Genomic DNA, 16275 nt, shown 5'->3' with positions numbered 1-16275 from the left:
TATCTGGTTTAGCAAAGTTAAATACAAGGCGAAGGGAGAGGCATCATGGGGATGGCGAGCTTGAGTCGTTTGCTGCTGTTGGCGGCCTTGTGGGGCGGCAGTTTTTTGTTCATGCGCATCGCCGCGCCGGCGCTGGGCGCGTTGCCCACGGCGTTTGGCCGGGTGGCGTTGGGGGCGGCGGGTCTGTTGGGGTTGATCGCTTTGCTGCGGGTGCGTTTGTCTTTCAAGGGCAAGCTGGCCGCCGCCATGATGCTGGGAGTGATCAATTCCGGCCTGCCTTTTCTGCTGTTCGCGCTGGCGGCCCGGGTGTTGCCGGCCGGTTATAGCGCGATCTTGAACGCCAGCACGCCGCTGATGGGGGTGTTGATCGGCGCGGCGGCGTTTGGAGAACGTATTACCGCCAACAAGCTGGCCGGCGTGTTGATTGGCCTGGCGGGCGTGGCGGTGTTGACGCGGACGGGGCCGGCCGCGGGGCCGGAGGCGCTGTGGGGCGTGGCGGCTTGTCTGACGGCCACCGCCTGCTATGGGCTGGCGGGGTTTCTGACCAAGCGCTGGATAGCGGACCGGGGCGGCCTGGATAGCCGCGTGGTGGCTTTGGGCAGCCAACTGGGCGCGGTGGTGTTGCTGTTGCCGTTCATGGCGTGGCAGGCAAGCGCACAGCCCTTGAGGTGGCCGGCGGCGGGAGCGGAGGTGTGGCTGGCCATGCTGGCCTTGGGCCTGCTGTGTACTTCGCTGGCCTATGTCTTGTACTTCCGCTTGATAGCCGACGTCGGCCCGCTGAAGGCGCTGACGGTGACGTTTTTGATTCCGCCCTTCGGCATTTTCTGGAGTTGGCTGGCGCTGGGCGAGACGGCGACGCTGTCCCAGGCTTTGGGCGGAGGTTTGATCGCGCTGGCGCTGTGGCTGGTGCTGCGGCCGGAAGCGCCGGCGGCGCGCGCCGCCGCGCCGGACGAGGATTGGTCGATCTAGCGGCGGCGCGGTGCGGGTTTAGTTGAGCAGCAGGTAGTTGATCGGGCTTTCTCCGCAGGCCGCCAGGCCGCATTCCAGGAACACGGACAGGGCGTTGCCCAAGAGCAGCAGCATGGTCAGGGCCACGCCGGCTTTGGCCAGCCGGCTCAGTTGCGCAGGGGGCTGGCGGTCGAAGCTGTGTTCTCGCTGGCACAGCATCAGCAGCAGCCCGCTGCCGATGAAGACGGCGAAGAAGGCGATGGCGGCCCAGGTGTAGAAGTGCAGGCCCAGGACGGGCGGGCCGAAGCCGGCGTCGCCGGGAGCGATGTGCAGCAGCACTTGGCGGCCGGCCACGGCGAAGCCGGCGGCGGCGGCCAGCAGCATCATGCCGTAATGACCGGGTTTGTCGCCCAGCAGCACGTTGGCGGCCAGCGCCACCGCTATCGCGCACAAAGCCACCCGTTGCAGCAGGCAGAGCGGGCAGGGCAGTTCATGCTGGGCGAACTGGAAGTAGAAGGCGACGAGCAGCATCAGGTTGATTAGCAGCAGGCCCAGCTGGTTTAGTTTGCCGGTGAGGTTTTGCGTCATGTCGGGTTCCTCACAGGGAAATGGGCAATGTGCTGGTGGCGTGGAACTTGAACCAGTAGAGCGTGAGCGCGAAGGCCAGGCCCCAGCAGGCGTAGGCCCATTGGCGCTTGCGCAGAATCAGGGCCAGCAGGGAGGCGGCTAGCAGCAGAAACAACAGGGTATCCATCGGAAAGTCCTTAATGTGGCGGGCCGGCGGGGCCGGCCTGGGTGGTGGTTGCCAATCAATATTAGCGCTTGCTTAATGTTGTGTGAATAGCTTGTTTGCAGGCGGTGGAGCGAAATTCGTCGCTCAATCAGTACATTTGCAATTCGTATCGTATAAAAGGGCGCGGCCGGACGCGATGTCGAGCCGGCCGCGCTTTGCGGCGCGCGGCGGCCCTTGGCAAGCTTTTTGCATTGAAGCTGTTGTTAGCATACGCTCAAGGCCGCCGCCATGTCCGCCTCCGATCCCGCGCCGCTTTACGCGGTGAAAGTCCGTCGCGATTACAACAGCTGGGTAGCGCGCGAGTCGCTGGAGGATTTTGCGCTGCGTTATACCCCGCACAGCTTCCGGCGCTGGTCGCCGTGGCGAGTGGCGCACACCGCGCTGGGCGGCGCCGCCGCCTTTCTGGTGTTGGAGGCGGTGGGCGCGGCGATGCTGACGGCGGGAGGCTTCGTCAACGCGGCCTGGGCCATTCTGGCGGTGGGGCTGGTGATTTTGCTGGTTGGCCTGCCGATCAGCGTCTACGCCGCCCGCTATGGCGTGGACATGGATTTGCTGACCCGCGGCGCCGGTTTCGGTTATCTGGGCTCCACCGTCACCTCTTTGCTGTACGCCGCCTTCACCTTTATTTTCTTCGCGCTGGAAGCCGCCATCATGGCGTATGCGCTGGAGTTGGGGTTTGGTCTGCCGCCGGCCTGGGGCTATCTGCTGTGCACAGTGGCGGTGCTGCCGCTGGTGGCTCACGGGGTCACCGCCATCAGCCGGCTGCAAGCCTGGACCCAGCCGCTGTGGCTGGGCTTGTTGCTGTTGCCTTACGGCTTCGTGCTGACGCGCCAGCCGGAGGCGCTGAGCGGCTTCTGGCACTATGCCGGGGCCGAAGGCGGGGCGGGCGGTTTCGATCTGCGCCGTTTTGGTGCGGCCTTCGGCATCGGGATCGCCTTGATCGCGCAGATGGGGGAGCAGGCGGACTATCTGCGCTTCATGCCGCCGCCCGCCGCCGGCCAGCGCCGCCGCTGGTGGTTGGCCTGTCTGGCCGGCGGCCCGGGATGGGTGTTGCCGGGCATGCTGAAGATGCTGGGCGGCGCGCTGCTGGCCTGGCTGGCCTTGGATCACGGCCAGACGGATGGGCCGGCGCCGGATCCGGCTCGCCTGTATTGGTTCGGCTATGTCCAGGGATGGGGCGACGGCCGGCTGGCGCTGGCGGCGACGGTGCTGTTTGTGCTGCTGTCGCAGCTGAAGATCAATGTCACGAATGCCTACGCCGGTTCGCTGGCCTGGTCCAATTTCTTTGCGCGGCTGACCCACAGCCATCCGGGACGGGTGGTGTGGGTGGTTTTTAATCTCTTGATCGCGCTATTGCTGATGGAGCTGGAGGTTTTCCAGGCGCTGGCGCATGTGCTGGCGCTGTTCGCCAATCTGGCGATCGCCTGGATGGTCACCGTGGCGGCGGATTTGGCCATCAACAAGCCGCTGGGGCTGAGCCCGCCGGGCATAGAGTTCCGCCGGGGCTATCTCTACGACGTCAATCCGGTGGGGCTGGGTTCGCTGGTCTTGGCCTCGGCGGTTTCGGTGTCGGCGCATCTGGGGGCGTTGGGCGAGCAGATGCAGCCGCTGGCGCCCTTCCTGTCTTTGCTGACCGCCTTGCTGGCCACGCCGGCGCTGGCCTGGCTCAGCGGCGGCCGTTATTACCTGGCGCGCCGGCCGGCGTTGCCGCCGGCCCCGCCGCAGCGCTGCGTATTGTGCCGCCGCCAGTACGAGCCGCCGGACATGGTGAGCTGCCCGGCGTATCGCGGTTGGATCTGCTCCTTGTGCTGCACGCTGGACGCGCGTTGCGATGACCGCTGCAAGCCCAAGGCGCGGCTGGACGAGCAATGGCGAGCATGGCTGAGCCGGCTGTTGCCGAGCGCTTGCCGGCCGTATCTGCAACGAGGCCTGGCCGATTATTTGCTGCTGATGACGCTGTTGCTGGCTGGCTTGGGCCTGTTGTTGGGCGGCTTGTTTTACCTGGCGCGGAGCCGACCGGGCTTGGACGCGCTGGCGGCGCGGCTGCCGCAATTGGGCGCGGGCCTGCTGTTGGGCGGCAGCGTGCTGGCGTGGTGGCTGGTTTTGCTGCGCCAGAGCCGGCAGGTGGCGAGGCAGGAGTCCAAGCGGCAGACCCAGCGCTTGTTGCGGGAGATCGCGTCCCACCGCCGCACCGACACGCTACTGCAAAAGGCGCGCCGGGCCGCGGAACAGGCCAACCAGGCCAAGAGCCGTTATGTGAGCACGCTCAGCCATGAGCTGCGCACGCCGCTGAACAGCATGTTGGGCTATGCGCAGATCCTGGACGGGGACCCTGAGATTCCGCCGTCGAAGCGGCCGGCGCTGGCGGTGATCCGTCGCAGCGGCGATCACCTGCTGTCGGTGATCGAGGGCACGCTGGATCTGGCGCGGATCGAGAGCGGCCGGCTTAATCTGGAGCCGCGGCCGCTGGATTTCGCTGAGTTCATCCGCCAATTGACGGCGATGTTCCAGTTGCAGGCGCGGGAGAAGGGGCTGGGCTTCCGCTTCCTGCCGCAAGGGGAATGGCCGGCCATGGTGCGCGCCGACGAACGCCGGCTGCGACAGGTCCTGATCAATTTGCTGGGCAACGCGGTCAAGTTCACCGCGCATGGCGAGGTCAGCCTGGGCTTGCGTTATCAGGGCGAGGTGGCGTGTTTCGAGATTGCCGACACCGGCCCCGGCATCGCGCCGGAGGAGGCCGAGCGCGTGTTCGAGCCGTTTGAGCGCGGCGGCGGGGCCGCCGGCCAGGGCGGCAGCGGGCTGGGCCTGACCATTGCGGGGATGTTGACCTCGCTGATGGGGGGCGAGTTGAGGCTGGACAGCCGGCCGGGCGGGGGCTGCGTGTTTACGCTGCGCTTGTTCCTGCCGCGATTGGGCGCCGCGCCGGCGCCGCCCTTGTCGGCGCGCGTCGGCTATCAGGGCCGGCGGCGGCGGGTGCTGCTGGTGGACAACCATGCGCAGGACCGGGAGATGCTGGCCAGCGCCTTGCTGCCTTTGGGTTTCGAGGTGGAGCAGGCCGCCAGCGGCCAGGCTTGCCTGGACTGGCTGGAGCAGGCGGCGACGCTGCCGGACCTGGTGTGTATGGATCTGGCGATGCCGGGCCTGGACGGCTGGGAAACCTTGAGGCGTATCCGCCGTCGGCACGGCGATGCGCCGGCGTTGGCGGTGATTTCCGCCAATGCCTTCGAGCAGGGGCAGGACAACGACGCGGGCATCCGCGCCGAGGATTTCTTCGTCAAGCCCATCCGGGTAGAGCGCCTGCTGGACTGGATAGGCCAGCGCTTGGAGCTGGAGTGGCTGAGCGGCGCGGAGCCGGCGCTGCGCTGGCCGCCGGAGGAGGCGCTGGACGAACTGCGGCAGGCATTGCGGCGCGGGTATTTGCGCGGCGCGCGCGCCGCCCTGTTGCGGCTGGAGGTGGGCGCGCTGGGCGCGGACCCGGCTTACCGGCCATTCCTCGCACGGGCGCGAAGCCTGCTGGACGGCTGCCGGCTGGACGAGCTGCTGCAATGGCTGCCGGGAGCGCCGGCATGAGCGCGCCCTGGGCGGAGCGGGCGACGGCGCTGATTGTTGACGATCAGCCGGAAAACCTGGCCTTGCTGCACGATGCGCTGGATTCTGCCGGCTACCGGGTCTTGCTGGCCACGGACGGCGCGGCGGCCTTGCGACGCGCCGCCGAATGCCGGCCGGACATCATTCTGCTGGACGCGGTAATGCCGGGCATGGACGGCTTCGAGACGGCGCGGCGTTTGAAGGCGGAGGCGGAAACGCAGGCGATCCCCATCGTGTTCATGACCGGGCTGAGCGACAGCGAGCACGTGCTGGCGGCGTTTTCCGCCGGCGGCGCGGATTACGTGGTCAAGCCGCTGCGGCCGGCGGAGGTGTTGGCGCGGCTGGCCGCCCATATCGGCAGCGCGCGTCAGCTGTGCCGGGCGCGGCAGGCGCTGGAGGCGTCGGGCCAGGCCTTGCTGGCGGCGGACCCGGCCAGCGGACGGCCGCTGTGGTTGACCGAGCGCGCGCGCGGCCTGCTGCGCGCTCACGGCTGGTCCGAGGCGGCGCTGGCGGAGCGCTGGCGGCTTTGGCTGGGGCAGGCCGAGGCGGGCGCGAGCCTGGCGTTGGAGGGGGGCGACGGCTCGGGCTTGCTGGCGAAGCGCTTGGCCGGGGACGAGTGCTTGCTGGCCTTGAGCGAGGGGGGCGAAGCCGCGGCGCCGCAGCGCCTGATGCGGGCGCTGGGGCTGACTCCGCGTCAGGCCGAGGTCCTGCATTGGCTGAGCCTGGGCAAGACCAACCGCGACATCGGCGACATCCTCGGCATGAGTCCGCGCACCGTCAACAAGCATCTGGAGCATGTGTTCGCCCGCCTGGGGGTGGAAACCCGCACCTCGGCCGCGGCGCTGGCTTTGCGCAGCGCCGGAGGCGGGTGAGAGGGCATACGTCATGTAACGTATTTCGGCCGGGCGGGCCGGGGCTTAGTCTGATCCTGCAGTGCAACAATTTCCAGCCGGGCCGGCCAGACGGCCTCCCGGCGTTTCAGGATCGTCCCAGGAGCTTCCCATGTTCATTCGCCCTCATGTCTTGCCTACCCTTGCGCTGAGCCTGGCGCTGGGCGGCCTCGGCGCCGCGCCGGCCCTTGCCGCCGGCACCATCAAGGTGGGGGTGCTGCACTCCCTGTCCGGCACTATGGCCATTTCCGAAACCTCGCTCAAGAATATGGCGCTGTTCGCCATCGACCAGATCAACGCCGATGGCGGGGTGCTGGGCAAAAAGCTGGAGCCGGTGGTGGTGGACCCGGCTTCCAACTGGCCGTTGTTTGCGGAGAAGGCGCGCCAATTGCTGAGCCGAGACAAGGTGGTGGTGACCTTCGGCTGTTGGACTTCGGTGTCGCGCAAATCGGTGCTGCCGGTGTTCGAGGAGTTGAACGGCTTGCTGTTCTACCCGGTGCAGTACGAGGGCGAGGAGATGTCGCCCAACGTGTTCTACACCGGCGCGGCGCCCAATCAGCAGGCGATTCCGGCGGTGGAGTACCTGATGAGCAAGGAGGGCGGCGGCGCGCGGCGCTTCTTCCTGCTGGGCACCGATTATGTCTACCCGCGCACCACCAACAAGATTCTGCGGGCCTTCCTCAAAACCAAGGGGGTCAAGGACGCGGACATCCAAGAGGCCTACACCCCGTTTGGCCATAACGACTACCAGACCATCGTCGCCAATATCAAGAAGTTCGCCGCCGGCGGCAAGACCGCGGTGGTGTCCACCATCAACGGCGACTCCAATGTGCCGTTCTACAAAGAGCTGGGCAATCAGGGTCTGAAAGCGGCCGAGGTGCCGGTGATGGCGTTCTCGGTGGGAGAGGAGGAGCTCAAGGGCATGGACGCCAAGCCCTTGGCCGGCCATCTGGCGGCCTGGAATTACTTCATGAGCGTTAAGAACCCGGTCAATGCCAAATGGACGGCGGACTACCGCGCCTGGGCGCGCAAGAAGGGCATTGCCGGGGCGGACAAGCTGGTGACCAACGATCCGATGGAGGCGACCTACGTCGGCATCCGGCTATGGGCGCAAGCGGCGCGCAAGGCCGGCAGCACCGATGTGGCCGCCGTGAGCAAGGCCCTGGCCGGGATGCGCCTGGACGCGCCGTCGGGCTATCCGCTGGAGATGGATGCCCGCAACCACCATTTGCGCAAGCCGGTGATGATTGGCGAGATTCAGCCCAACGGGCAGTTCTCGGTGGTGTGGAAAAGCCGGAGCGTGGTGCGCGCACAGCCGTGGAGTCCGTACCTCCCAGGCAACGACAAACGGCCGGATGCCCCGGTGAAGAGCAAGTGAGCCGAGAAGGAGTCCGCGATGTCCTGGTGTAAAGCCTTGTCTTGGGCGCTGGCGCTGTGGTGCGCGGCGGCCGGCGCCGGCCCCTTGGCCGACCTGGCCGGCGCCGATCCGGCCGAGCGCGCCGGCTTGATTGAAAGCTGGGCGCCGCGTCCGGACGCGGAGCGCCGCGCGGCGGTGGCCGCGTTGGAGGAGGGCCGGCTGTTACAGTCCGCCGATGGCCGGCGCGTGTTGTGGCTGCGGCCGGACGGCGCGCTCGGCGATGCGGTGTCCGGCCAGCCGGCGGCGGGCGACGCCGCCAGTCTGGAGCCGCTGCCGCTGAACAACCGGCTGCGCGGCGCTTTGGCGGTGTTTCACGCGGTCGACGAACTGGCCGCTGCGGATGCTGTCCGGCGGCTGGCCGCGGTCCGTGTGCTGGCGGACAGCGCCAACCCGGCCTTGCTGCCCTTGTTGCGGAACCGGCTGGCGCGGGAGAGCGACGCCGAGTTGCGGCGCGCGTTGGAGCAAGCGTGCGCCCGCTTGTCGCTGGCCAGCCCGGACCCGGCGCAGCGGAGAGCCGCCGCCGCGGCGCTGGCGGACAGCGGCGATCCGGCCGCCTTGGCCTTGCTGGCGCCCTTGACCGACGCCGCCAGCGAAAGCGACGCCGGGGTGCGCGACGCCGCGACGAGTGCGCAAGCGGCCATCCGCGCCAGCATGCAGGTGGACAATTTACTGGGAGCGGCCTTCGCCGGCCTCAGCCTGGGCTCGGTGCTGCTGCTGGCGGCGTTGGGCTTGGCCATCACTTATGGCTTGCTGGGCGTGATCAATATGGCGCACGGCGAGATGCTGATGCTGGGGGCCTATGTCTCTTATGCGGCGCAAAGCCTGTTTCAAAGCCGCTGGCCGGCCGCCGCCGACGCCTATCTGGCGCTGGCGTTGCCGGCGGCCTTCCTGTTCACCGCCGGTGTGGGCATGGCGCTGGAACGGCTGGTGATCCGCCATCTCTACGGCCGGCCGCTGGAAACGCTGCTGGCCACCTGGGGTATCAGCTTGGCGCTGATGCAGTTGGTGCGAACGCTGTTCGGCGCGCAGAACGTGGCGGTGGCCAATCCCGGCTGGTTGACCGGCGGCTGGGTCTTGAGCCCGGCGCTGACGCTGCCCTACAACCGCATCGCCGTCATTGTGTTCTCCGCGCTGACGCTGGGCCTGGTCTGGCTGGCGCTGAACCGCAGCCGGCTGGGTCTGTTTGTGCGCGCGGTGACCCAGAACCGGAGCATGGCGGACAGCCTGGGCGTGGCGACCGGGCGGGTGGACATGCTGGCCTTCGGCCTGGGCAGCGGCATCGCCGGCCTGGGCGGGGTGGCGCTGAGCCAGATAGGCAATGTCGGCCCGGACTTGGGCCAAGGCTATATCGTCGACAGTTTCATGGTGGTGGTGCTGGGCGGCGTGGGCCAGTTGGCCGGCGCGGCGTGGGGCGCGCTGGGCCTGGGCGTGGCCAACAAGCTGCTGGAACCGGCGCTGGGCGCGGTGCTGGGCAAGATTCTGATCCTGGCCGGCATCATTCTGTTCATCCAAAAACGTCCGCAAGGCCTGTTCGCCCTCAAGGGCCGGGCCGTGGATTAGGAGCCGCCATGCATCTTCCTTACTCTTTGGGGCTCTTGTCCGGCCTGAGCCGCAGGCGCTGGGGCGCGGCGGCGTTGGCCCTGGTCTGGCTCGGCTTGCTGGCGCTGCCCTTGCTGCATGTGTTCGCGCCGGCGGACAGCGGCTGGCGGGTGTCGGCTTATGTTCTGACCCTGGCTGGCAAGATTCTGTGCTACGCGGTGCTGGCGCTGGCTTTGGACCTGGTCTGGGGCTATGCCGGCTTGCTCAGCCTGGGCCACGGCTTGTTCTTCGCGCTGGGCGGCTACGGCATGGGCATGTATCTGATGCGGCAGATCGGCAACGATGGCGTCTATCAGAGCACGCTGCCGGATTTCATGGTGTCGCTGGACTGGCGGGCGCTGCCGTGGTTCTGGCAGGGCAGCGAGCACCTGGGCTGGGCCTTGTGCCTGGCGGTGGGCGCGCCCGGGCTGCTGGCGCTGGGCTTTGGCTGGCTGGCTTTCCGTTCCCGCATTCGCGGTGTGTATTTTTCCATCATCACCCAGGCGCTGACCTACGCGGCGATGCTGCTGTTCTTCCGCAATGAGACCGGTTTTGGCGGCAATAACGGCTTTACCGGTTTCAAGCGCATCCTGGGCTTCGGCATTGCCGAGCCGGCCACCCGCGCCTGGCTGTTCATCCTCAGCGCGCTACTGCTGTCGCTGTCTTTGCTGGGGGCGTTCTGGCTGATGCGCGGCAAGTTCGGCCGCATTCTCACCGCGGTGCGCGACGCCGAATCGCGGCTGATGTTCTGCGGTTATCGGCCGCAGGATTACAAGCTGGCGATATGGGTGTTGTCCGCCATGCTGTGCGGGCTGGCCGGCGCCTTGTACGTGCCGCAGGCCGGCATCATCAATCCGGGCGAGATGTCGCCGGGCAACTCGATAGAGGCCGCCGTCTGGGTGGCGGTGGGCGGCCGCGGCACCTTGATTGGCCCGGTGCTGGGCGCGGTGCTGGTCAATGCGGCCAAGAGCTGGTTTACCGTGGCCTTGCCGGAGTACTGGCTGTTCTTTCTGGGCGGCTTATTCATTGCCGGCACCCTGTTGCTGCCGCGCGGCTTGATGGGTTTGCTGGCGCGAGGCCGCGGCGCGTGAAACCGCCGCGCGCTTATTTATTTTCCGGATATGCGACATGAATGCAACAAGCGAAAATCCTGCTCCGCGCGGACAGTGGGAGGGCGAGGCGGTGGGCTTGTCCCGTCCATTGACGCCGGGACTGGACATCCGGCACGGACAGATATTATATCTTGACGATGTCATAGTTGATTTCGACGGTTACCGCGCCTTGAACCGCTTGACGCTGTCGATCGCCGTCGGCGAATTGCGGGTGGTGATCGGCCCCAACGGCGCCGGCAAGACCACGATGATGGATGTGATCACCGGCAAGACCCGGCCCGACGCCGGTAGCGTGTTCTTCGGCCAGACCATAGACCTGCGCCGGCACGACGAGGCCGAAATCGCCCAACTGGGGATAGGGCGCAAATTCCAGAAGCCCACGGTATTCGAGGCGATGACGGTGACGGACAACCTGGAGCTGGCGCTGGCCGGGGACCGATCGGTGCGCGCCAGCCTGCGCGCGCGGCTGGGCGCGGCTCCGCGCCGCCGCATCGACGAGCTGCTGGAACGGGTGCGGCTGCAAGATCAGCGCGGCCGGCTGGCCGGCCTGCTGTCGCACGGCCAAAAGCAATGGCTGGAGATTGGCATGCTGCTTGCTCAGCAACCCAAGCTGCTCTTGCTGGACGAGCCGGTGGCCGGCATGAGCGACGCCGAAACCGAGCAGACCGCGGAGCTGCTGCTGAGCCTGAAGGGCGAGCACTCCCTGATGGTGGTGGAGCACGATATGGATTTCGTCGCCAGCCTGGGCGGCAAGGTGACGGTGCTGGCCGAAGGCGCGGTGCTGGCGGAGGGGACGCTGCGGCAGGTGCAGGCGGACGAGCGGGTGATCGAAGTGTATCTGGGGCGCTGACATGCTGGAAATCGACGGACTGGAACAGTATTACGGCGGCAGCCGCATCCTGCGCGGTATCAGCCTGCGCGCCGAGACTGGGCAGATCACCTGCCTGCTGGGGCGCAACGGCGCGGGCAAGAGCACGCTGCTCAAATGCCTGAGCGGGCAATTGCCGATACGCGGCGGGCGCATGCTCTGGCGCGGCGAGGACATCGCCGCGCTGGCCCCGCATCAGCGCGCGGCGCGCGGCATCGCCTATGTGCCGCAGGGGCGCGAAATCTTTCCGAGGCTGACGGTGGAGGAAAACCTGCGTTTGGGGCTGGCTCGCTTCTCCGGCGGGGCGGGGCGGCGCTTGCCGGACAGCGTGTTCGAGATGTTTCCGGTGCTTGACGAGATGCGCGGCCGCCGGGGCGGCGACCTGTCCGGCGGCCAGCAGCAGCAATTGGCGATTGGCCGCGCGCTGGTAGGGCGGCCGTCGCTGCTGATGCTGGACGAGCCGACCGAGGGCATTCAGCCCTCCATCATCAAGCAGATCGGCGCGGCGATCCGTCAACTGGCGGCTGGACGCGAGATGGCCATTTTGCTGGTGGAGCAGTATTACGACTTTGCCGAAGCGCTGGCGGACCGCTATCTGGTGATGGCGCGCGGCGAAGTGGTGCGCAGCGGCCTGGGCGGGGACATGCAGGCGGACGGCGTGCGCGGACTGCTGGCGATCTGAGCGATGCGCCGCGACTCCGCCGCTGTCGGCCTGCCGCCGCCCTGGGCCGCCGAACTGGAACTGGCTTACCAGCGCCGCGACGGGCGCACCATTCCGGTGCGGCGCCGGCATTGCGGCCCTTTGAGGGTGCAACGCCACTTCATCGACGCCGCCGGCCAGTGCCAGCACATCATCGTGCACCCGCCGGGGGGCATGGCGGGCGGCGACAGCCTGAATCTGGCGGTGAGTTTGGAGGAGGGCGCGGACGCGCTGCTGACCAGCCCCGGCGCCGCCAAGTGGTACGACGGATTCGGCCGCCCGGCCAGCCAGCGGCTGGAGCTGAGCTTGGCCCCCGGCGCGCGGCTGGAATGGCTGCCGCTGGAAACCATTCTGTTCGCCGGCGCGGAGGTGAGCTTGCAAGGCCGCGTCCGGCTGCAGGGCGACGCCGCGCTGCTGTACGGCGATGTGCTCTGCCTGGGGCGTCCGGCCTGCGGCGAGCGTTTCGACCGCGGCCGCTGGCGGCAAAGCCTGGACATTGAACGCGACGGCCGGCTGATTTGGTGCGAGCGCGCCGCCTTGGCCGGCGGGGACCGCATGCTGGACGCGGCGGCGGGGATGGGCGGCCAGACCGTGGCCGGCCTGCTGCTGTGGGCCGGGCCGGCGCTGCCGGCGGCCTTGCACCAGGCGATCTTGGAACTGCCGCTGACGGGCCGCGCCGCCGCCAGCCAGTTGCCGGATGTCTGGCTGGCGCGCTTCATCGGGGACAGCGCCGAAGCCGCCCATCATTGGCTGCGGCGGGCCCGGCGTTTGCTTTACCCGTTCACCCATGGCCGCGCGGCGCAGGAGCCGCGCATCTGGGCGACTTGACCCTTCAATGAGAAATGGGACTTCACGATGGAATTGACGCCCAGAGAAAAAGACAAGCTGCTGATCTTCACCGCCGGCCTGCTGGCGGAGCGCCGCCGCGCACGCGGCCTGAAGCTGAACTATCCGGAGGCGGTGGCTTACATCAGCGCCGCCATCATGGAGGGCGCGCGCGACGGCAGGAGCGTGGCGGAGCTGATGCATTACGGCGCCACGCTGCTGGGCCGCGAGGAGGTGATGGACGGCGTGGCCGAGATGATCGCCGATATTCAGGTGGAAGCCACTTTCCCGGACGGCACCAAGCTGGTCACCGTCCACCAGCCCATTGTATGAGGACGCCGCGATGATTCCGGGACAGATCCAGGCCGCCGAAGGCGAGATCGAACTCAACGCCGGCCGCCGCACCGTGACGCTGACGGTGGCCAATACCGGCGACCGGCCTATCCAGGTGGGCTCGCACTATCACTTTGCCGAAACCAACGACGCCTTGCAGTTCGACCGCGCCGCCGCCCGCGGCTGCCGGCTGAACATCGCGGCCGGCACCGCGGTGCGCTTTGAACCGGGACAGACCCGCAGCGTGGAACTGGTGGAGCTGGCCGGCCTGAGGCGGGTGTTCGGCTTTCAGGGCCGGGTAATGGGGGGCTTATGAAAATCAGCAGGCAGGCGTATGCCGAGATGTTCGGCCCCACCGTCGGGGACCGGGTGCGCTTGGCCGACACCGAATTGTGGGTGGAGGTGGAGCGCGACTACACCGTGTACGGCGAGGAGGTGAAGTTTGGCGGCGGCAAGGTGATCCGCGACGGCATGGGTCAAGGGCAGGGGCTGGCGGCGGAGGTGGCCGACACCGTGCTGACCAATGCGCTGATCCTGGATCACTGGGGCATCGTCAAGGCCGACATCGGCCTCAAGGACGGCCGCATCGCCGCCATCGGCAAGGCCGGCAACCCGGATATTCAGCCCGGCGTCGACATCGTCATCGGCGCCGCTACTGAAATCATCGCCGCCGAAGGCATGATCGTCACCGCCGGCGGCATCGACAGCCACATTCATTTCATCTGCCCGCAGCAGATCGAAGAAGCCTTGATGTCCGGCGTCACCACCATGATAGGCGGCGGCACCGGGCCGGCCACCGGCAGCAACGCCACCACCTGCACGCCGGGGCCATGGCATCTGGCGCGGATGCTGGAAGCGGCGGAGGCCTTTCCGATGAACCTGGGCTTCACCGGCAAGGGCAACGCCAGCCTGCCGGAGCCGCTGCGGGAGCAAGTGAGCGCCGGCGCCATCGGCCTCAAGCTGCACGAAGACTGGGGGAGCACCCCGGCGGCGATAGACAACTGCCTGACGGTGGCGGACGAGATGGACGTGCAAGTGGCGATCCATACCGACACCCTGAACGAATCCGGCTTCGTCGAAGCCACGCTGGCCGCGTTCAAGGGCCGCGCCATCCACACCTATCACACCGAGGGCGCCGGCGGCGGCCACGCGCCGGACATCATAAAAGCCTGCGGCTACGCCAATGTGCTGCCCAGCTCCACCAACCCCACCCGGCCGTTCACCGTCAACACCATAGACGAGCACCTGGACATGTTGATGGTGTGTCATCACCTGGACCCGGGCATCGCGGAGGACGTGGCCTTCGCCGAAAGCCGCATCCGGCGCGAGACCATCGCCGCAGAGGACATCCTGCACGACCTGGGCGCCTTCGCGATGATGTCCTCGGACAGCCAGGCGATGGGGCGGGTGGGGGAAACCATACTGCGCTGCTGGCAGACCGCGGACAAGATGCTGCGCCAGCGCGGCCCCTTGCCGGGCGACGGCCCCGGCCACAGCAACTTCCGGGTCAAGCGCTATCTGGCCAAGTACACCATCAACCCGGCGTTGACCCACGGCATCGCCCATGAGGTGGGCAGCGTCGAGCCCGGCAAGCTGGCGGATTTGGTGCTGTGGCGGCCTGCCTTCTTCGCGGTCAAGCCCAGTCTGATCCTCAAGGGCGGCGTGATCGCCGCCGCCGCGATGGGAGACCCCAACGCCAGCATTCCAACGCCGCAGCCGGTGCACTACCGGCCGATGTTCGGCAGCTGCGGCGCGGCGGTGGCGCGCGGCAGCGTCACCTTTGTATCGCAGGCGGCGCTGCAGGCCGGCATCGGCGCGGAACTGGGCCTGCACAAGCGCTTGGTGGCGGTGCGCGGCTGCCGCCATCTGCGCAAGACGGACCTGATCCACAACGATTATCTGCCGCATATCGAGGTGGACCCGCAAAACTATCAGGTGCGCGCCGACGGCCAACTGCTGTGGTGCGAACCGGCCGAGCGCCTGCCGCTGGCGCAGCGCTATTTCTTGTTTTGAGAGGATGCCATGTTGCTGCTGACACGCCGCGCCGATGATGCGAGCGCCTGGGACGATGAGCTGCTGATGAGTTGCGAACTGCGCGGCAAGCGCCGGCTACGCACCCGCAGCGCCGCCGGAGAAGACTGCGGGCTGTTTCTGGAGCCGGGGCCGCCGCTGGCCGACGGCGAAGTGCTGCAGGCAGAGGATGGTCGCCGGGTGCGGGTAGTGGCCGCGCCGGAAGCCTTGCTGCATGTCAGTTGCGCCGACGCCATGGCCTTGACCCGCGCTGCTTACCACCTGGGCAACCGCCATGTGCATCTGCAAGTGGGCGATGGGTGGCTGCGGCTGCTGGACGACGAGGTGCTGGCGCGGATGCTGGAGCAGATGGGCGCGCAGGTGCGAAAAATCGACGCGCCGTTTCAGCCGGAGGCCGGCGCTTACGGTGGCGGCCATCATCACTCCCACGGCAAAGAGGCGGCCTTCCAATATCCGCCGCGGCTGCATCAGTACGGCGCGGCATGAGCGCGCTGTCGCGGCTGCAACTGCTGCGGCTGGCCAGTCCGGGCCTGCCTATCGGCGCGTATAGCTACTCGCAAGGGCTGGAGAGCGCGCTGGAGCTGGGCCTGGTGCATGACGCCGCCAGCGCCGCCGCCTGGCTGGGCGATGTGTTGCAAGGACCGCTGGCCCGTTTTGAAGCCGCTCTGCTGGCTCAGGCCTGGCGCGCGCTGGCCGCCGACGATCAACCGGCGCTGGCGCGGATCAATCAGCAATTGCTGGCCAGCCGAGACAGCCGCGAATTGAGGCAGGAAACCGTGCAGATGGGGTATTCGCTGCGCCGCTTGCTGCAAGCGCTGCCGGAGTGCGCCGCTTTGCCGTGGCCGGCCGGCCTGGAGCAGCCGGAGTTGGCGCTGCCGGCGGTATGGGCGCAGGCGGCGCGCGCCTTGGGCGTGGACGAGGCCGGCACGGTGGACGCGTATCTATGGGGCTGGCTGGAAAACCAGGTCACGGTTCTGCTCAAGGCGATGCCGATGGGGCAGACGGCCGGCCAGCAATTGTTGTCGGCGCTGTTGCCGGCCGTGGCCGCGGCCGGCGCGGAGGCGAGACGGATGCCGGCGGAACAACTGAGCAATTTCGCCCCTGGCCTCGCCTGGGCGGCGATGAAGCATGAAACCCAGTACAGCAGGCTGTTCCGGTCTTGAGCCGGCGGCCGCGATCTCAAGGAGAAAGC

General features: G+C 67.8%; 16 protein-coding genes. 14 read left to right on the top strand and 2 right to left on the bottom strand.

From position 1 onward, the window contains the following. The first annotated feature begins 45 nt into the window (after positions 1-45). Entirely contained in the window at positions 46-969 is a 924-nt protein-coding gene (locus tag MOV80_RS16855; protein WP_019103099.1) for a DMT family transporter, read from the top strand. Between the two features lie 18 nt (positions 970-987). On the opposite strand, the gene MOV80_RS16850 is transcribed toward MOV80_RS16855, so the two are convergent. Together MOV80_RS16850 and MOV80_RS16845 are read right to left on the bottom strand one after the other, a co-directional pair. Further along, a complete protein-coding gene (locus MOV80_RS16850; RefSeq protein WP_191186609.1) occupies positions 988-1536 on the bottom strand; it encodes a disulfide bond formation protein B in 549 nt (182 codons plus the stop codon). A 10-nt stretch (positions 1537-1546) separates the two neighbouring features. Further along, the gene (locus MOV80_RS16845) at positions 1547-1702 is read right to left on the bottom strand and encodes a DUF5993 family protein (RefSeq protein WP_019103097.1); all 156 of its coding nucleotides are present in this window, start codon (positions 1700-1702) and stop codon (positions 1547-1549) included. Positions 1703-1969: 267 nt separating this feature from the next. Between MOV80_RS16845 and MOV80_RS16840 the strand changes: the two genes are divergently transcribed. The 13 genes from MOV80_RS16840 to MOV80_RS16780 all read left to right on the top strand — a co-directional run bounded on the left by MOV80_RS16840 (position 1970) and on the right by MOV80_RS16780 (position 16246). Continuing rightward, complete coding sequence (locus MOV80_RS16840) at positions 1970-5311, top strand: ATP-binding protein (RefSeq protein ID WP_249605328.1); 3342 nt, start codon at positions 1970-1972, stop codon at positions 5309-5311. Then, the gene (locus tag MOV80_RS16835; protein WP_118267249.1) at positions 5308-6201 is read left to right on the top strand and encodes a response regulator transcription factor; all 894 of its coding nucleotides are present in this window, start codon (positions 5308-5310) and stop codon (positions 6199-6201) included. Before MOV80_RS16840 ends, MOV80_RS16835 begins: the two co-directional genes overlap by 4 nt. Before the next feature lie 130 nt (positions 6202-6331). Continuing rightward, positions 6332-7597, top strand: coding sequence for an urea ABC transporter substrate-binding protein (urtA, locus tag MOV80_RS16830; protein WP_118267251.1), 1266 nt, complete (start codon positions 6332-6334; stop codon positions 7595-7597). An 18-nt stretch (positions 7598-7615) separates the two neighbouring features. Then, positions 7616-9196 carry an urea ABC transporter permease subunit UrtB gene (gene urtB, locus MOV80_RS16825; RefSeq protein ID WP_249605327.1) on the top strand — a complete coding sequence of 527 codons (1581 nt, stop codon included), beginning with the start codon at positions 7616-7618 and terminating at the stop codon, positions 9194-9196. Between the two features lie 8 nt (positions 9197-9204). Next, complete coding sequence (gene urtC, locus MOV80_RS16820) at positions 9205-10305, top strand: urea ABC transporter permease subunit UrtC (RefSeq protein ID WP_118267255.1); 1101 nt, start codon at positions 9205-9207, stop codon at positions 10303-10305. A 37-nt stretch (positions 10306-10342) separates the two neighbouring features. Next, on the top strand, positions 10343-11176 hold the full coding sequence (gene urtD, locus MOV80_RS16815) for an urea ABC transporter ATP-binding protein UrtD (RefSeq protein WP_043592228.1): 834 nt from the start codon (positions 10343-10345) through the stop codon (positions 11174-11176). Between the two features lies 1 nt (position 11177). Next, the gene (urtE, locus tag MOV80_RS16810) at positions 11178-11876 is read left to right on the top strand and encodes an urea ABC transporter ATP-binding subunit UrtE (protein WP_019101204.1); all 699 of its coding nucleotides are present in this window, start codon (positions 11178-11180) and stop codon (positions 11874-11876) included. Between the two features lie 3 nt (positions 11877-11879). Beyond that, a complete protein-coding gene (locus tag MOV80_RS16805) occupies positions 11880-12722 on the top strand; it encodes an urease accessory protein UreD (RefSeq protein WP_249605326.1) in 843 nt (280 codons plus the stop codon). Positions 12723-12749: 27 nt separating this feature from the next. Beyond that, positions 12750-13052 carry an urease subunit gamma gene (gene ureA, locus MOV80_RS16800; protein WP_019101202.1) on the top strand — a complete coding sequence of 101 codons (303 nt, stop codon included), beginning with the start codon at positions 12750-12752 and terminating at the stop codon, positions 13050-13052. A gap of 10 nt (positions 13053-13062) precedes the next feature. Next, positions 13063-13368: an urease subunit beta gene (locus tag MOV80_RS16795; RefSeq protein ID WP_043641697.1), complete on the top strand. Its 306-nt coding sequence runs from the start codon at positions 13063-13065 to the stop codon at positions 13366-13368. Beyond that, positions 13365-15065: an urease subunit alpha gene (ureC, locus tag MOV80_RS16790; RefSeq protein ID WP_118267259.1), complete on the top strand. Its 1701-nt coding sequence runs from the start codon at positions 13365-13367 to the stop codon at positions 15063-15065. The genes MOV80_RS16795 and ureC overlap by 4 nt, the downstream gene beginning before the upstream one ends. A 9-nt stretch (positions 15066-15074) precedes the next feature. Then, positions 15075-15569 carry an urease accessory protein UreE gene (gene ureE / locus MOV80_RS16785; RefSeq protein ID WP_019101199.1) on the top strand — a complete coding sequence of 165 codons (495 nt, stop codon included), beginning with the start codon at positions 15075-15077 and terminating at the stop codon, positions 15567-15569. Continuing rightward, entirely contained in the window at positions 15566-16246 is a 681-nt protein-coding gene (locus tag MOV80_RS16780; RefSeq protein ID WP_118267261.1) for an urease accessory protein UreF, read from the top strand. The genes ureE and MOV80_RS16780 overlap by 4 nt, the downstream gene beginning before the upstream one ends. Positions 16247-16275: the final 29 nt, after the last annotated feature.

The organism is Chromobacterium sp. IRSSSOUMB001, assembly GCF_023507765.1.
GTDB lineage: Bacteria > Pseudomonadota > Gammaproteobacteria > Burkholderiales > Chromobacteriaceae > Chromobacterium > Chromobacterium haemolyticum.
The sequence above is the reverse complement of the archived record's forward strand: the minus strand, read 5'-3'. Positions and strand labels throughout refer to the sequence as shown.

Excerpts from the sequence above, each read along its gene's own strand:
- MOV80_RS16835 (WP_118267249.1), top strand. The coding sequence starts at position 5,308 with ATGAGCGCGCCCTGGGCGGAGCGGGCGACGGCGCTGATTGTTGACGAT.
- urtE (WP_019101204.1), top strand. The coding sequence starts at position 11,178 with ATGCTGGAAATCGACGGACTGGAACAGTATTACGGCGGCAGCCGCATC.
- MOV80_RS16855 (WP_019103099.1), top strand. The coding sequence starts at position 46 with ATGGGGATGGCGAGCTTGAGTCGTTTGCTGCTGTTGGCGGCCTTGTGG.
- urtD (WP_043592228.1), top strand. The coding sequence starts at position 10,343 with ATGAATGCAACAAGCGAAAATCCTGCTCCGCGCGGACAGTGGGAGGGC.
- ureE (WP_019101199.1), top strand. The coding sequence starts at position 15,075 with ATGTTGCTGCTGACACGCCGCGCCGATGATGCGAGCGCCTGGGACGAT.
- urtB (WP_249605327.1), top strand. The coding sequence starts at position 7,616 with ATGTCCTGGTGTAAAGCCTTGTCTTGGGCGCTGGCGCTGTGGTGCGCG.
- MOV80_RS16845 (WP_019103097.1), bottom strand. The coding sequence starts at position 1,702 with ATGGATACCCTGTTGTTTCTGCTGCTAGCCGCCTCCCTGCTGGCCCTG.
- MOV80_RS16805 (WP_249605326.1), top strand. The coding sequence starts at position 11,880 with ATGCGCCGCGACTCCGCCGCTGTCGGCCTGCCGCCGCCCTGGGCCGCC.
- ureA (WP_019101202.1), top strand. The coding sequence starts at position 12,750 with ATGGAATTGACGCCCAGAGAAAAAGACAAGCTGCTGATCTTCACCGCC.
- MOV80_RS16780 (WP_118267261.1), top strand. The coding sequence starts at position 15,566 with ATGAGCGCGCTGTCGCGGCTGCAACTGCTGCGGCTGGCCAGTCCGGGC.
- MOV80_RS16795 (WP_043641697.1), top strand. The coding sequence starts at position 13,063 with ATGATTCCGGGACAGATCCAGGCCGCCGAAGGCGAGATCGAACTCAAC.
- MOV80_RS16850 (WP_191186609.1), bottom strand. The coding sequence starts at position 1,536 with ATGACGCAAAACCTCACCGGCAAACTAAACCAGCTGGGCCTGCTGCTA.
- ureC (WP_118267259.1), top strand. The coding sequence starts at position 13,365 with ATGAAAATCAGCAGGCAGGCGTATGCCGAGATGTTCGGCCCCACCGTC.
- urtA (WP_118267251.1), top strand. The coding sequence starts at position 6,332 with ATGTTCATTCGCCCTCATGTCTTGCCTACCCTTGCGCTGAGCCTGGCG.
- MOV80_RS16840 (WP_249605328.1), top strand. The coding sequence starts at position 1,970 with ATGTCCGCCTCCGATCCCGCGCCGCTTTACGCGGTGAAAGTCCGTCGC.
- urtC (WP_118267255.1), top strand. The coding sequence starts at position 9,205 with ATGCATCTTCCTTACTCTTTGGGGCTCTTGTCCGGCCTGAGCCGCAGG.